Raw genomic sequence first — 16188 nt, 5'->3', positions numbered from 1 at the left:
TACCGCAATTTTGGCTCTACGCCAAAAATCAGTGCTTGACGCCACGGACTGATGGATGTTAGACCTTGCCATGGTCTGATAGCTGTGAGACCCTGCCATGGTCTGCTGCTAACGGCAGTGGGAGCCCTTATTTCGGCAAAAACACCGCTTCCGAAAATCTAACGGCGGCAACAGCCGCTATTGGGGCCGATTGCTCCGCTGCAAGCCCTTTTTTAGCCCAATAAGGGCTCCTGCTTCCGTTAGATTTGGTAGCCCCCCGTTTTGGAGCAAATAGAGGCTCTCACCGCCGTTAGGAATCGGGGCATGGTAAAGCGGACAAATCGGCAGAGGCGCGGTCAAGCCAGTCAAGCCTGGTCAAGCACTGATTTATGGTTAGAACTCTAATTTTATGGCAAAATTTCCAAAATCATGGAGATTTCATCGCCAAAAGCAGATACTCATTCCCTTGTAGCTCCTTAGGCACACTATCCCTTTAGCTCAGGAATGGAACTCCTTGAGCCCCTTTAGGCATATACAAAACGCCGCTGGCACCAGTAGCTGAATACAAAAAGCATAGCCTCTGTCAGCAGCTTGGCTGCCAGCAGAGGGGCGCCTATTTGCCCGAACAAGACGGACATCAGCCCGTAATTCAGGAGGAGGATGATTCCCGCAAGGGCGAAATATTTGGGCAGGGACCTTTTGGCCGGGGCGGGTTTGCCGCCGGTGAATACAAAGGTTTTGTTCATTGTATAGTTGAATACGGAGCTGCACAGTCTGGCTCCCCACACCGCCAGCAGCAGATTGCCGGTGCCGTATTGGATCAGCATAAGCAGCAGAATGTCCAGCAGGGCGGAGATCAGGGAGACGGAGCCGAATTTGGCGATGGGCCAATAAATCTTCAGGGAATCGGCCAGCGGGCGGAAATGGGAGGAGTGGTTGCGGTTGATATAGACGGTTTCAATCGGCAGCTCGCAGAAGGAGTACCCTGCCCGGGGAGCCTGCAAAAGCAGGTTCATCTCGTATTCGAACCGTTCCCCCGGCACCTGGCACAGCCATTCCAGCATGTCCCGGGAATATCCCCGCAGCCCCGTCTGGGTATCCTGCAAGGGAATGCCGGAGAAGAAGGAATAGACCTTCCGGGTGGCGGTATTGCCGAAGCTGCTGCGCAAGGGCACTTTGCCGGTAAATTGGCGGCTGCCCAGCACGATCCGGCCGGGAGCCTCCTGAACGGCCTGGGCTACCCGCAGGATATCCCGGGGCAAATGCTGGCCGTCGCTGTCCGCGCAGACCACTGTGTCCACTCCATCCGTTTTCATCAGGTGGCGGAAGCCGGTTTTCAGAGCACAGCCCTTGCCCCGGTTTACCGGATGGGTTAGTACGGTGCAGCCCTCCGACTCTGCGGCGCGGAACAATGGGGCATAGTCCTCCCCGCTGCCGTCATCCACCACCAGAATGCGGTTCATTCCGGAGGCCTTCAACTGGACAATGAGTTCCAAAAGCCGCTTGTCGGGCTCATAAGCCGGTATCAATACATGCATATATGCCGCCTCCGTTATGATGGGATGTTCCCGTTCCACAGGAAGTGGACGGCCTGGCTCAGGGGGCGGGGATGTACAGAATGTCGCTGACGCCCCGCTCGGTTTCTTTGCCCAGGGGATTGTTCACCACCCGGCCCTGAAAGTACATGGTAGAGGAGCCGCCGCCGTCCAGGTTGTAGGCCTCGGTTGCCCCCAGCTCCTTGAACAGCTGGGCGAACTGGTTCAGCGTCATGCCTGTGCTGTAGCCTTCCTTGCGGCCGTCCACCACTATGAAGAGATAGTGATTGGCAGAGATGAGCCCGATGCCCGTACGGGGATTGGCTCCCTGAATGGACCGGTTGCCGAAGTTGCTGTCGATCTTCACCTGGTCCAGATTGGCGGCCACCTCGCCGTTCTCCACCAGGGCGGGGCCGAAGGAATAGGTGTGGATGACACCGTCCGCCAAGAGGGATGCGGCGGTTTGTTCGGTTTCGTCATAGGATTTCATGGTGCCGTCAGCATAGAGGGCAAGCCCTGTACGGGCCGGTTCGCTGCGGTACAGCGTGCCGTTGCGGATGATGACGCCGTCGCTGCGGAAGCCGTAGTAGTCCCCATTGATGGCGAACAAGGCATCATTATTGGTGGCGATGACGGAGGTGTTTTCGATAATATTGCGGCCGAAGGCGTTTTTGGCAAAAGCGGAGCTTAAACTTGCGCCGTTGTTCAATTGGACATCCGCCACATAGTAGGTGATTTTTTGCTTGCCTTCGCCGGTCTCCACCCGGCGGATGCTGATGTCAATATCGCTGCTGCGGTAGCTCCAATCATCCGACAACACCTTCCCGTCCGCCGCTGCCGGCGTACTGCCGGCGGTGCTGCCGGAGGAGCCGGTGCTTGGGGTGGCGGCGGTTGTGCTCTCCGGCGCCGATGTGACCCGGATTTCCACATGCTCGATCAGGTAGCGGTCCGCCAGCTTGTATAGCACTCCCCCGATGAGGAGAATAATCAAAAGGGCTGCCAACAGCGCCCTTTTTCTGTTTGTCCACGATTTCAACACAGTTCCTCCCTCCCGGGCTGTTTGCCCTCCATTCTACGTGCCGGGACTTAATCCGCCCTGAGTTCTGGCTGAATGTCCGCTTAAAGGTGCAATCTGAACAAAAAAGCCGCCCTCCGAAGAAGGCGGCCTTGCGTCTTACTCTCTCTTGCGATCTCTTACTCTCCTGCCAAACGGACCAGCACTCTGCCGCGGGTGGCGGACCGGAGAATATCCGCAAGGGTCTGGGGCAGCTCCGCCAGAGTAACCTCGCGGTTCACCAGCTTGTCCAGCTGCTCCGGCTTCCAGCTGTTTGCCATGAGCTTCCACAATTCCTCCCGCTCAGCGGCGGGACACATCACCGAATCGATGCCCAAGAGGCTTACGCCCCGCAGAATGAAGGGCAATACGCTGGCGGGCACGGCGGTGCCGCCGGTAAGGCCGCTGACGGCTACGGCGCCCCGGTAAGCGATCCGGCTCAGCACCGCGGCCAGCTGCGCGCCGCCTACGGGGTCCACCGCCGCCTGCCAAAGCTGCTTGTCCAGCGGCTTCACGCTGCCCCCGGCATAGATCTCCTCCCGGGACAATACCTCGCTTGCGCCCAACTCCCGCAGATAGCCGGCCTCTTCGCTCCGCCCGGTGCCGGCAACCACCGTATAGCCCTTTTGCGCCAGCATGGCTACGGCCGCACCCCCGACTCCGCCGGAGGCTCCCGTCACCAGCACCTTGCCCTTTTCGGGAGAGACGCCTTTTTCCTCCAGATGCTTGATGGACAGCGCCGCAGTGAAGCCCGCAGTTCCGTAAATCATTGCCTCCCGCAGGGACAACCCTTCAGGCAGCGGCACAACCCATTCCGCCGGCAGCCGGGCGTATTCGCTGTAGCCGCCAAAATGGCTGACCCCAATCCCATAGCCGGTGGCCAACACCTTCTGGCCCTCCTGAAACCGCGCATCCGTGGAGGATACCACATAGCCGGACAAATCGATGCCGGGGATAAACGGGTAGTTCCTGACAATATTTCCGTCCGGTATGGAGGCCAGCCCATCCTTATAGTTGACGCTGGAATACGCCACCTTGATGAGCACTTCCCCTTGGGGCAGATCATCCAGGGTCAGAGAGCGGATGCCTATGGTGAAGGCCTCGCCTTTGTTAACCTCCAGGGCCTGAAATTCGGCAGTCATAACCTTCAAACTCCTTTCGACTTTCACGGTGTGCATAGCTGTACCCTTTATACACCAATTGCTTGGGAGGGTCAAACTTTTTGTCTGTCCGCTTCCCGAAAAAGTGAACCTCAAATGGAGCTATCCCGTCAAATAAATACAGGAAGCGGCGGAAGAAACGAAACATTTGTTACGCCTCTATAAACCTATGGAAAGGCCCACCAATATCCGGTATGCTAGAGGGAACTCTGGTAGAAACCAGGCTGTCCGTTTTATCTTGCAACATCTGTTCCAAGAGGCGCTCCCTGATTTTGTAGCCAACTTTAAGGCAGGTAGACTAACATGAAGCGATTTGCGCAAGCGGTTCTGATCTGTGCCTCGGCAGCTCTGCTTATTATGAGCGGATGTAGCCGGTCCGGCAATCAGGCTGCGGCAGCCCCCCAGGAAGCGGTCTTATCCCCGTTGCCCACCGTTATTTCCACCCCAACACCCGCCCCGCCTGCTGCATCAGCGGAGCCGTCGCCGCTTGTCCCTTCACCGGAAACAGGCAAGCCGGCTGAAGAAACGGTCCAGCCGGACAGCAAGCCCGCCCGCCGGGAGTCCACTCTGAAGCCTGTGTATGCCGTTGGCAAGAACCAGGTGGCCATTACCATTGATGACGGCCCCACCAAGGATACCGGGAAGCTTTTGAAGGTGCTGAAGGATTGCGATGCCAAGGTGACGTTCTTTTTCCTGGGACAAAATGTGGAGAAGTATCATGAATCCGTTACCCAGGCGGTGTACGAGGGCCATGGGATCGGGTACCACTCCGACGGGCATCCGCAGATGACCAAGCTGGATTACGAAGGCCAACTGAAGGAGTTTGAGACAGGGCTCAAGAAGCTGGAGAAGTGGAGCAAAACCCCGGTGAAGCTATTCCGTCCCCCCTACGGCAGCTATAACAATGACACCAAGCTGATTACCGAGGAGCACGGCATGAGCATGATCCTGTGGAATGAGGACCCCAAGGACTGGGAGACAGGGGACTCGGCCAAAATTACCAAGAATGTGCTGTCGGAGGTCCGGTCGGGGAGCATTATTGTGATGCACGATCATCCGTCCACCATTTCCGCTTTGCCCAGTATTATCGAAGGCATCCGCAAGAAGGGCTACACCCTTGTGACGGTGCCGGCCCCCCAATAGACGACTGTTTCAAAGCCCGTGCGTCCCGCGCCGCCAGCGCCAACGCCGGGCTTTCAGCATAAAAAGGACGTGTGATGATGCAATATATCCGTACTGTGGAAGGACGTTTTCTCAAGCGGCCCAACCGGTTTATCGCTCTTGTGGACATCGGCGGTTCCGAGGAAACGGTGCATGTGAAGAACACCGGACGCTGCGCGGAGCTCTTGACGCCCGGCGCGCGGGTGGTGCTGGAGCAGGCCGCGCCCGGCGCTCCAAGGCGAACGGCTTATTCCCTGATTGCCGTGTACAAAGGCGACCTGCTGATCAATATGGATTCCCAGGCCCCCAACCGGGTGGTGCTGGAGGCTGCGTTGTCGGGACAGCTGGACCAGGTGGCGGGAGAGCCTCTTGCGGCGGTGCGGCCGGAGACCCGTTTTGGCGGCTCCCGCTTTGACTTGTATTGGGAAACTGCAAGCGGGGCGAAGGCCTTTATGGAGGTAAAAGGCGTGACGCTGGAGCAGGATGGCATCGTCCGGTTCCCGGATGCCCCCACAGCGCGGGGGACCCGCCATGTGCTGGAGATGGTCGAGGCGGTAAAGGCAGGCTACCGGGGCTACCTCATGTTTCTCATTCAAATGAGCGGTGTCCGCCGGTTCGAGCCGAATACGGTGATGGACCCGGCTTTTGCCCAGGCGCTGCGAGCGGCTGCCGGCTCCGGGGTGCAGGTGCTGGCGTATGATACGCTGGTGACCCCGGACACCATGGTGTTGGGCAAGCCGGTGGAGGTGCGGCTGTAAGAGGCAGCCGCCTGTGCTCCTCTTTGGGTCGGATTGTGGTGATTTTCCAATAGTCTCCCGCACACTCCAACGAAGTAGTTTACACGATCTGTCTGTTCCCTTCGGCTGTACGTTATGGTACGATAGCTTCAATTCCGCTATTCGCACTTCGCACAGGAGGCTCGCAGTCGTGAAACTTGGAAGCATCTCCGGAAAAGTAATGATTATTTATGGAACCGCATTCATTACGATTATATTGCTGACCTTTTGGGTGTCTTACCTTGGCACGGTCGGCCAGTTGAAGCAGGACCTCGAGAATACGAATCTGGCCCTGCTGAAGCAAGTGGACGAGAAGATCGAGGTCACGTTCCGCCAGACGGAGAAGGAACTGCTCACGCTGATCGAAGACCTCGATTTCGTCTATTTTATGTACAGCAACTATGCGGATAACGCGCAGCGCGCGACGACAGTCTATAACGTTCAGCGGAAGTTGAACGATTTCGTCATTTCGAACGCGGATTTTTCGTCCGTCTTCGCCTATTCCGCGGTCACCGGCGATACGCTGACGCAGAATAGCTTCTTGGATGACGCCGAGATTGAAAATAATTGGCTGAAGGATTACGTCAACATGCCCAAATACACCCAGTGGCTGACGACCCACCGGGTTTGGGACGGCAGGGCGAACAGCGACGTTGTGACTCTGGTCCGGTCCTATCCGGCGCTTAGCAGCCCCGGTTACCGCAAAGGCGTCATGGCGGTGAACATCAAGGAGAGCGTGCTGCACGACATGGTGGCGGCCGTCTACGAGGATAGCAAGATCGGGCACCTGTTCATTCTCGATGCGGAAGGCAATGTCGTGACGCACGACGACAAGTCGCAGCTCTACCGCAACATTAAGGACGTGCCCTATATCCGGCAGATTCTGTCGGCGAAGGGCAGCGGCACCGCCACGGTGAAGCTGGATGGCGTTGACCAATCGGTGTTCTATCGCACCTCCGGCTATACAGGGTGGAAGCTGGCCAGCGTCGTGCCGCAAGCGCAGATCTACAAGCCGCTGCAGGTGACCCGCAACTTCCTGATCGCCTTCGCCGTCGGCATGCTGGCGTTCGCGCTGGCCGTGCTGGTTTACGTGAATCGCTGGACGTTCAAGCCGATCGACCGTCAGATCGGCCGAGTGTTGGACGCTTATCATGCCCGACGGCCTCCGCTGCAGGGGGAGGGCGCGAGCTCACAGGGGCTCGACTATCTGGAGAAGGTATTCGAGCGCATGATGCTGGACCGCGAGGATCTGGAGCGGCATGCCCGGGATTCCAAGCCCGTGATGAAGTGGCGTCTCATGATGGATCTGCTGATGGGATATCGGACGGATTATCGGTCCGTCAGTCACCAGTTGGAATTTGTAGGTGCCAGGCTGTATCCGGAGAGATACCTGGTCTGTACAGCCGAGATCGGCAAAGAAGGCGCCGCAATCTCCTCCCGGGACGAGGCGCTGTATACCTTCGTCTTCTGCAACGTAGCGGAAGAATTGATCAACGCCGAGCATGCGGGCTTCGCAATCGATCTCGGCGGCGGCAGCGCCGTCGTGCTGTTCAGCTTCGCGGAGGGCGACAGCGAGCAGAACCACGTGCATGCACTCGCGATTCTGGAGCTGCTTCTCGATGTTGTGAAGAAGCAGTTCGGCTTGATCGCCACCATCGGCGTCGGCAGAGCTTACCGGGAGATGAAGGATATTCCGCTTTCCTTCGACGAATCCAAGAAGGCGCTTCATTACAAGATGCTGTTCGGCCGGCATGCCGTCATTTCCGTCGAGAACGTGCAGCCCCCGGATAGCCAGGACTACTATCGGATCAGCCTCAAGGCTGAGCCGATTGCCGAAGCACTGAAGATGACCGATGCCGTCAGAATCCGCTCTTGCTTGGAGACGCTGTTCGCCGAAGCGGTAGGCAGCAGCCTGCCTCCCGAATTCATCTATCAGCTATCGTTCGACGTTATCATGAAATCGCTGCAGACCGCGGGTGCAATCGGCATCGAGCTGGACACTCAGACGGAATCCCTGGACCGGATTTACGCCAAGCTCAGGCAGTGCGAGAACTGGAAGGAAGCCGAGCAGCTCGTCCTCTCGGTGCTGGAGCAATTGTCCGCGCAGATCGAGTTAAAGCGGAGCAGCCGCGGCAAGAACGACGTGATCGAACGGATGCTGGCCTATATTCAGGCGCATTACCGGGAGAACAATCTGTCTCTTGATCGGCTGGCCGACGAATTCCAGTTAAGTCCGAGCTATATCAGCAAGCTGTTCAAGGAGCATACCGAGAGCAATTTCATCGATCATCTGATCGAGATCCGCATCAACGCCTCCAAGGAGCTGCTGGCGAACCCGGATATGAAGGTGAATAAAATCGGCGAGGCGGTCGGTTATGCCAACACCGGCAGCTTCCTGCGCACTTTCAAGAAATACACGGGCATGACGCCGACCGAGTATCGGGACCGCCTGCGGGAGCAATCATAGCCAGAAGAGAACCGTCCGGACGCATTCGGACGGTTCTTTTTTTTCACCGCACTCCAAGAAAGTCAAACGAGTGTAAAAATTGCGACTGTCTGAAACGCAAAAAAATGATGCGGCTTCAAAAGATGCTCGTAGGCAGGATCTTTTCCGCCGGTATATGATCGAACCGTAATCACGTCGGCAAGCCCTCCGGTTCCGGCACGGGAAGGAAGGCCAACGTGAAGGAAGGCGCGAAAGCGCGAAAGGAAGGAGCATAATATTGTGGAGTTGGAGTACAAGTCGACTGAGGAGACGCGAGGGAGGACACGAAGGCGTGAAAGGAGGGGCAGAATGGAGAATGTTGTTTCAAGGCGCACGCATCCCACGCTGATTTACCGGTTGAAGCGGGACCGGCATCTGTACCTGATGATGCTGCCTATCGTCGGGTTCTACCTATTGTTCAAATACGCGCCGATGTTCGGGGAAATCATCGCCTTCAAGGATTACCGCTTCGCCGAAGGCATCCTCGGGAGCAAATGGGTCGGGTTCAAGCATTTCGAGAGCTTGTTCGCGAGCCTCGATTTCTGGAAGGTGATCCGCAACACGCTGCTGCTCAACGTCTACAGCCTCGTTTTTGGCTTCCCGGTGCCGATCGTGCTGGCGCTGCTGCTCAACGAGGTGCGCAAAGATTGGTACAAGCGGATCGTGCAAAATCTGCTGTACTTGCCCCATTTTATTTCCTGGGCGGTACTCGGCGGCATCTTCATCGCCATGCTGTCTCCCAGCACGGGCGTCGTCAATCTGGTGCTGACAAAGTTGTTCGGGATCGAGCCAATCTACTTCATGGCCCATCCGGACTGGTGGCCTGCAGCATTCACTCTGTCCGGCATCTGGCGGGAAGCAGGCTGGGGCACCATTCTGTATTTGGCCGCGATGGCTTCCATCGATCCGCAATTATATGAGGCCGCCAATATCGACGGAGCTTCCAAGCTGCGCCAGATCTGGCACGTGACACTGCCCGGCATTCGCAGCACAATCGCCATCCTGCTCGTTCTGCGCATGGGGAACATGCTGGACGTCGGGCTGGAGCACGTGCTTGTACTGCAGAACGATTCCGTGCTGAACGTAGCCGACGTCATCAGTACTTATGTGTACAGGGTCGGCCTGCAAAATATGAATTACAGCTATACGACGGCCTTGGGTTTATTCCAATCGTTGATTGGCCTCATTCTGGTATTCGGCGTCAACAAATCCATCCGGCTGTTCGGGGAACGGGGGTTGTGGTAACGATGAGTCCGCATGCTCGCAACCGCTCCTTCATGTCACGCTTCGGTATGTCAGCGATTTATATCATCCTGGGGTTGCTTTCGCTGCTGGCGCTGTATCCGCTATGGTACGAGCTTGTCGCCTCCTTGAGCAGCAGCAGGGCGATTAATTCGGGAGAAGTAAGCCTCTGGCCCGTCGATTTCAATATCGAATCCTATAAACGGCTATTTGACGAAGGTCAACTGTTGACCGCTATGAGTAATACGGTACTGGTTACGATAGTCGGTACCGCGCTGAATATTTTGTTCACCGTATTGGCCGCTTATCCTCTGTCCCGCAAACGGCTGTGGGGGCGCAATACGCTGCTCATTTTCATCACCTTCACGATGTTGTTCGTTGCCGGGATGATTCCGAATTTCATCTTGATCAAAACGTTGGGATTGATGGATACGTACTGGGCCCTCTGGCTCCCTTCGCTGATCAGCACGTACAACTTGTTCGTCATGAAGACGTTCATGGAAGGCCTGCCCGTGGAACTGGAAGAATCGGCCTCGATCGACGGCGCCGGCGATTGGCGCATTCTGCTGCAAATCATCATGCCCTTGTGCAAGCCGATCCTGGCCGCGCTCTCCCTCTTCTATGCCGTAGGTTGGTGGAATTCATACTTTAATGTGCTGCTCTACATCAACGAATCCACCAAACAAACGTTGACGCTGAAGCTGTATCAGATGATTCTGCAAGTCGACCCGAGCTTGCTGAACGATATGTCCGGCGAAGGCGCCCTCGACGCCGTCTTGCTGACGCCGGAAGCGGTCAAAGCCGCTGCGATCATCATTGCGATAGCCCCGATCCTGGTTGTCTATCCGTTCTTGCAGAAGCATTTCGTCAAAGGCGTATTGATAGGCTCGGTCAAAGGGTGAAGGCTGCCGGGCAACCTCCGATAACATAGGACTTCATTGGTCCTTGTTATAAATAAATCATGGAATAAGGGGATGAAAACGGAATGGTCAAGTTCAAACGAGCCTGGAAGCCGGTATTCGCAACCTTGGTGTCACTGTCGCTGGCGGTGCTGGCCGCATGCGGCTCCTCCTCGACACCTGGAGGTTCGACTGCCAAATCGGAGGGCAATGCCTCGCCTCCGGTCGCTCCAACCTCGCAAGCTTCATCTGCTTCTTCGGCAGGGCCGAAGCTGGAAATTACCGCCTCCGCCTTTGACAGAGGCGAAATTGCCGCCGAGGAAGGCACCTATGAGAATAACCGCTGGACGAGATGGATCAACGAAAATTCGCCGACCAAGGTGAAATGGGTACCCGTGGTGCGAAACGAGTTCCAGAAAAAGATGAATACGCTCATCGCCTCCGGCAGCGCGCCGGATCTGATCTGGGAATACGATCGCAACTATATCGCGCAGCTTGCGAACCAGGGCGCGATTCAACCGATTGACAAGTACATCGAGAAATACAGCACAACCTACAAGAAGTATTTGGAGGAGCATCCCGCTCTCAAGCCGCTCGTTACCTTCGACGGGAAAATGTATGCGGTGACCTCGCAACGCAGCACGGATAGCATCGTCAATCATGGCATGTGGATTCGGCAGGACTGGCTGGATAAGCTGGGGTTGAAGATGCCGACGACGATTGAGGAGCTCATTGAAGTCGCCAAGAAATTCAGAGACGAAGATCCCGACGGCAACGGCAAAGCGGATACGGTGCCGATCGCTTTCACCGGCAACGCGAACGGCATTATACGCGCCTTTTTCTTTACCCATGAGGATCAATGGTATTTGGAAGACGGCCAAATGAAATACGGACGGTTGCTTGATCGGTATACGGACGCGATTGCTTTCAACAAGCTGTTGTACGACGAGAAGCTGATCGACCGGGAATATATTACGGATAAGAACTTTCAACACGGGCTGCAGCTGTGGGTGACCGGCAAAGCCGGCATTTACATGGGGACATGGAACATGGACAAGGAATATCTCGATCTGAAGAAGAATGTGCCGGATGCCCAATATGCGCCTCTTGGTTCGGTGGCCACGAAGTACGGCACGAACGGGTTGTATCAGGAAAGTCCTGCGGACATCTTCACCGCATTTAACGCCAACATGAAAGAAGACGAAATCGAAGCGGCCATCAAGTTTCTGGACTGGATGCTGGAGTCCGGCTATATGGCGCTCAAGTTCGGGGAAGAGAACACGCACTACACGCTGGTAAACGGCGAAATTCCGAAAAAAACCGATGAGGAGAAGTTCTCGAAGGAAGTCCGGTATGCCAGGGCTTACTTGATGATCAGCGGATGGAAATCGAATCCGGAATGGTATCCGATTATCGCGCCCTCGGACCCTCTCGCCCAGGAGAATGCGAAGATCAAGGCCTCCGCGCTTGACGTGGCGCTGAAGAATACGTATCGCAGAGATACCGCTTACGGCCCGACCATGCCGGAAGTCACGCAGCTAGTCGCCACCTTCAGGCCGATCGCGCTGCAGATCGAGACCCAGGCGATCATGGGCGGAAGCGGCAAAACTCCGGAAGCCGCCATGGAAAACATGCGCAAGGAATGGAAGCGGCTTGGCGGCGAAAATGTAGAGAAGCTTGTGCAAGAGTGGTACGAAGCAAACAAAAAGAATTTGTAAAGCGGAATTAGGGGCTGTCTTATCACTCCGATGGCGGGTTTTAAGACAGTCCCTAACAGGTCGGCGGGAATCCATACGAGCAATCCGGGTTCCCGCCGATCTTCTTACCGCTTGACAACTATGCAGCTTGAATGGTCAAGCGCATAGCCCGGAGGAATCGACATTGAGCAAATCGATGTATCTTAACATTCTGGAAATGACATGGGAGGCTTACGGTCCGGAGCGCATTCGGCAGCGCAGGAGCGTTGACGGGAACGGACGGATGGATCTGCATGCCTACTCCCGCGTGCTGACTGTATTGTCGTGCCTCATCCATGGCGGCAGGATGGGAGAGCTAACGGATCTGTGGAAGCGGATGATGACGGAATGCTGCCGGGAAATTGCGGCCATGCGAGGCAAGAACGAAGCGGATTACGCGATCCGGGAAATCATGTTCTCCTTGAAGCTCATGAAAGAGACGCTGCCGGACTGGGAGGAAGCCAAGCCGGAATGGTTGGATGAGCTGCGCAAGATTGATCCCTGTGTCCAATACAATTACTGGCTAAGAGAAGGAGGTGATCCTGCTCTTCTGCACAATGTGAACATCTACAACATGACGGGAGAGTATTTGCGGGAAACGGAGGGATTGACGGACACTACATCCTATTTCGCCAAGCATTGGCCGATTCAGATGACCCGCTTCGACGAGAACGGCATGTACCGGGACCCCGGGTGCCCGATCTTGTACGATCTGACGACCCGATGCCAGATTCAACTGATGCTCGGGTTCGGCTACGACGGCCCCTTCGCCGCCGGGATTGATCAATGCCTCCGGCGCGCGGGCCTGGCCACCCTGCGCATGCAGTCGTCCGCGGGTGAGCTTGGTTACGGCGGCCGCAGCAGCCAGTTTCTGTTCAATGAAGCGCTGGTCGCCGCCAATGCGGAGTACGAGGCAAGACGCTATTACCGCGAAGGCAATCTTGCATTGGCAGGGGCGTTCCGGCAGAGCGCCCGGTTGGCTGTAGAGGCGATCCTGCCCTGGCTGCGCATGCAGCCGCCCCATCACATCAAGAACAGGTACCCCGTTGCAATGAAGTACGGGGAGGAAAAGTACGGCTACTACGACAAGTACATGGCCACTCTGGGCGCTTTTCTGGCTATCGGATATTGGTTCGCGGACGATTGTATTCCCGAGGCTGCTTGCCCGGCCGAGGCCGGAGGTTACGTATGGCAGACTTCGGCGTCCTTTCATAAAATCTTCGCCAATGCGGGCGGCTATTCCCTCGAGATGGACACCGCGGCCGACCCAAATTACGACGCAACCGGATTGGGCCGCATTCACCGCAAGGGGGCTCCGACGGAGCTGGCGCTGTCTGCGCCGCTCAGCCCGGGGACCAAGTATGGGCTTCACGAAGGCGTTGGCAGAATCCCGGCCGCTATAGGCGCCGGCTGGAAGGAACGGACAAGCGGAACGATCCGCTACCTGGCGGATTGTTCGTCGCTTGCATCCCGGTTGGTTGTCCTGGAGGAATCACCCGATCAGGTGCGGTTTGCCGTCATTTATGAGGGAGAAGAACTGCCGGGCGGATTCGTGGAGGAGCGCTATGAACTTACCGGGTCGGGCGTCATGATGGACATCGTGCTTGGCCAGACGAAAGACGAACCTTTGTATATCCGGATTCCCCTCCTGGCAACCAACGGACGGGACGAAGCCCTGACGGAACTGACGACCGGCCGGATTACCGTACAGCTCCATGAATACCTGTATTCGGTTGCACTCCCCTCCGCTGCCCAAGTACGTATCGGCCAATTCCGGTACGGGAATCGCAACGGAGAGTACGTATTGGCAGAAGCGCAAGCAACGGGCAACCATGTCCGGCTTGCTTTTGCAATAACGAATCTGAAGGAGGACGAATGAAGATGCGTGACAGGAAGCTTCAGTACTGAAAGGGGAAGCTGGTGATTTTCACCTGTTTGCTTCTGCTGTTCGGGCTTGTGCCGGGATATACCCCGGTGCACGCCGCGGAGGGCGATGGGGCAGGCGGACAGACGATGATGCTGTATCCGACAGACGATGCTTATGTGCGGGGCAGCACGAACGCGGATGTCAACTACGGAAGCGATGTCGACCTCATCGTCAAGCGGGTGCCCACGATCCCAAGCGACAACCGGGAAAGCGATCTGAAGTTCGATCTGCAGGATGTGCCCGGTCCGATCACTTCCGCCAAGCTGATCTTCTGCGGGGCGGTGAGTGATGCGAACGGCTCCGAGAACGACATTCATCTGTATGGAGTCGCTGCCGATCAATGGACGGAAGGAGCCGCGTTAAGTTCCGCTATGCTCTTCCAGGTGCAGAGAGCAGGTGTGAGCCAGGCCATTTCCCGGTGAACCATCGGCATATAATGTTTACGATAGAGGAAGAGCTGCGGGACGTCTTTTTGAAGCGCCCTCGGTAACCCCACAACGTAAAAGGACCTGACGGTGATCTTCCGTCAGGTTTTTCTCATAAAAGGATGCTGCGCCTGTCATGGATGGTTATTCCAAAAACAATTATAATGGGACTAATAAAACCGCCTCATGGCGGTGCGATTCCAAGCGGGGATAAACGGGGGATATGAATATGGCGGCAAAGCAGGAGCAGTATATTCTGGCTATTGATCAGGGCACAACCAGCACCAGAGCGATTCTGTTTGACCGGAAAGGAAGGGCTGCATATACTGCGCAAAAGGAGTTTCCCCAGTATTTTCCGAAGCCGGGCTGGGTGGAGCAGAATGCCGACGAAATCTGGATCTCCGTGCTGGCGGCGGTGAGCGCAGTGCTGACGGAGAATCGCATCGCTCCTGCCCGGGTGGAGGCCATCGGCATTACCAACCAGCGGGAAACTACGGTGGTCTGGGACAAATCCACCGGTATGCCGGTGTATCATGCCGTCGTCTGGCAATCCCGGCAGTCGGCAGGCATCTGCCGCAGGCTGAAGGAGGAGGGCCTGGAGGAGCGCTTCAAAAAGAAAACGGGCCTTTTGCTGGACGCGTATTTCTCCGGTACCAAGATCAAGTGGCTGCTGGATGAGGTGGAGGGGGTGCGGGAGAAGGCCGAGCGGGGCGAATTGCTCTTCGGCACCATCGACACCTGGCTCATCTGGAAGCTGACCGGGGGCAAGGTCCATGTCACCGACCCGTCCAATGCCTCCCGGACGCTGCTGTACAACATCCACGAGGAACGTTGGGATAAGGAGCTGTTGGACATTCTGGGGATTCCCGCTTCCATGCTGCCCGAGGTCCGTTCTTCCTCGGAGACTTACGGCGTAACGGCCGGGTATCATTTCTTCGGCCGGGAGGTGCCTATCGCCGGTGTGGCGGGGGACCAGCAGGCGGCCTTGTTCGGGCAGGCCTGTTTTACGCCGGGCATGGCCAAGAATACCTACGGCACCGGCTGCTTCGTGCTGAAATCCACCGGACGGCAGGCGGTGGAATCGGCCCGGGGCCTGCTCACCACCATCGCCTGGCGGGTGGATGGGGTCACCGAATACGCCCTGGAGGGCAGCGTATTCGTAGCCGGCTCTGCCGTCCAGTGGCTGCGGGACGGGCTGCGCATGTTCAAACGCTCAGGCGACAGCGAGGCATACGCCCGGCGGGTTGGCTCCACCGAAGGGGTCTATGTGGTGCCCGCTTTTGTCGGGCTGGGGACCCCGTATTGGGACAGCGAGGTGCGTGGGGCGGTTTTTGGCCTGACCCGGGGAACGGCCAAGGAGCATTTCATCCGCGCGGTGCTGGAGTCCCTGGCCTACCAGACCCGGGATGTGCTGGACGCCATGGAGGCGGATTCCGGCATCCGGCTGTCGGCGCTGCGGGTGGATGGAGGTGCGGTGGAGAACCGCTTCCTCATGCAGTTCCAAAGCGACATGCTGGGGGCTCCGGTGGAACGCTCCGCGGTCCGGGAAACCACTGCCCTGGGAGCGGCCTTCCTGGCCGGTCTGGCGGTGGGGTTCTGGTCCGGCCGGGAAGAGCTGGCCCGCCTATGGGCAGTGCGGGAGGTGTACGAACCCGTCATGGAGCCCACCCGCCGGGAAGAGCTGTATGCAGGCTGGCAGAAGGCGGTGCGGGCCGCTATGGCTTTCAAGTAGATGGGCTTCTATGAGATTTGTCATATCTAAATTAATTCCGGATTAAATCATGCTAAAGACCCGCTTACACCTCCCCA

Annotated in this window: 12 protein-coding genes; 9 read left to right on the top strand and 3 right to left on the bottom strand. The window is 57.0% G+C overall.

Features of this window, described 5'->3' with window-relative positions; genetic code table 11:
- Positions 1 to 503 precede the first annotated feature (503 nt).
- The 3 genes from DQG13_RS15645 to DQG13_RS15635 all read right to left on the bottom strand — a co-directional run bounded on the left by DQG13_RS15645 (position 504) and on the right by DQG13_RS15635 (position 3710).
- Entirely contained in the window at positions 504 to 1517 is a 1014-nt protein-coding gene (locus DQG13_RS15645) for a bifunctional glycosyltransferase family 2/GtrA family protein (protein ID WP_113020719.1), read from the bottom strand.
- A 58-nt stretch (positions 1518 to 1575) separates the two neighbouring features.
- A complete protein-coding gene (locus tag DQG13_RS15640; RefSeq protein ID WP_181592777.1) occupies positions 1576 to 2550 on the bottom strand; it encodes a phosphodiester glycosidase family protein in 975 nt (324 codons plus the stop codon).
- A 158-nt stretch (positions 2551 to 2708) separates the two neighbouring features.
- A complete protein-coding gene (locus DQG13_RS15635) occupies positions 2709 to 3710 on the bottom strand; it encodes an acrylyl-CoA reductase family protein (protein ID WP_113020717.1) in 1002 nt (333 codons plus the stop codon).
- Positions 3711 to 4031: 321 nt separating this feature from the next.
- Here DQG13_RS15635 and DQG13_RS15630 point away from each other — a divergent pair, with 321 nt between their 5' ends.
- The 9 genes from DQG13_RS15630 to glpK all read left to right on the top strand — a co-directional run bounded on the left by DQG13_RS15630 (position 4032) and on the right by glpK (position 16111).
- Complete coding sequence (locus DQG13_RS15630; protein WP_113020716.1) at positions 4032 to 4871, top strand: polysaccharide deacetylase family protein; 840 nt, start codon at positions 4032 to 4034, stop codon at positions 4869 to 4871.
- Positions 4872 to 4945: 74 nt separating this feature from the next.
- The gene (gene sfsA / locus DQG13_RS15625; protein ID WP_258525694.1) at positions 4946 to 5647 is read left to right on the top strand and encodes a DNA/RNA nuclease SfsA; all 702 of its coding nucleotides are present in this window, start codon (positions 4946 to 4948) and stop codon (positions 5645 to 5647) included.
- Positions 5648 to 5816: 169 nt separating this feature from the next.
- Positions 5817 to 8132 (top strand): helix-turn-helix domain-containing protein, encoded by a 2316-nt coding sequence (locus DQG13_RS15620; protein WP_113020714.1) that lies wholly within the window; start codon positions 5817 to 5819, stop codon positions 8130 to 8132.
- Positions 8133 to 8459: 327 nt separating this feature from the next.
- Positions 8460 to 9395 carry an ABC transporter permease gene (locus DQG13_RS15615; protein WP_113020713.1) on the top strand — a complete coding sequence of 312 codons (936 nt, stop codon included), beginning with the start codon at positions 8460 to 8462 and terminating at the stop codon, positions 9393 to 9395.
- Positions 9396 to 9397: 2 nt separating this feature from the next.
- Entirely contained in the window at positions 9398 to 10294 is an 897-nt protein-coding gene (locus DQG13_RS15610; protein ID WP_113020712.1) for a carbohydrate ABC transporter permease, read from the top strand.
- A gap of 83 nt (positions 10295 to 10377) precedes the next feature.
- Positions 10378 to 12009, top strand: a complete 1632-nt coding sequence (locus DQG13_RS15605) for an extracellular solute-binding protein (protein WP_113020711.1) — start codon at positions 10378 to 10380, stop codon at positions 12007 to 12009.
- Positions 12010 to 12172: 163 nt separating this feature from the next.
- Entirely contained in the window at positions 12173 to 13906 is a 1734-nt protein-coding gene (locus DQG13_RS15600) for a hypothetical protein (protein ID WP_113020710.1), read from the top strand.
- Between the two features lie 41 nt (positions 13907 to 13947).
- Complete coding sequence (locus DQG13_RS15595; RefSeq protein ID WP_113020709.1) at positions 13948 to 14376, top strand: CBM96 family carbohydrate-binding protein; 429 nt, start codon at positions 13948 to 13950, stop codon at positions 14374 to 14376.
- A 232-nt stretch (positions 14377 to 14608) separates the two neighbouring features.
- A complete protein-coding gene (gene glpK / locus DQG13_RS15590) occupies positions 14609 to 16111 on the top strand; it encodes a glycerol kinase GlpK (RefSeq protein WP_113020708.1) in 1503 nt (500 codons plus the stop codon).
- Positions 16112 to 16188: the final 77 nt, after the last annotated feature.

The organism is Paenibacillus sp. YN15, assembly GCF_003285005.1.
Classification (GTDB): Bacteria; Bacillota; Bacilli; order Paenibacillales; family NBRC-103111; genus Paenibacillus_AR.
Note: the sequence above shows the minus strand (reverse complement) of the source record. Positions and strands in the feature narration are given on the sequence as shown.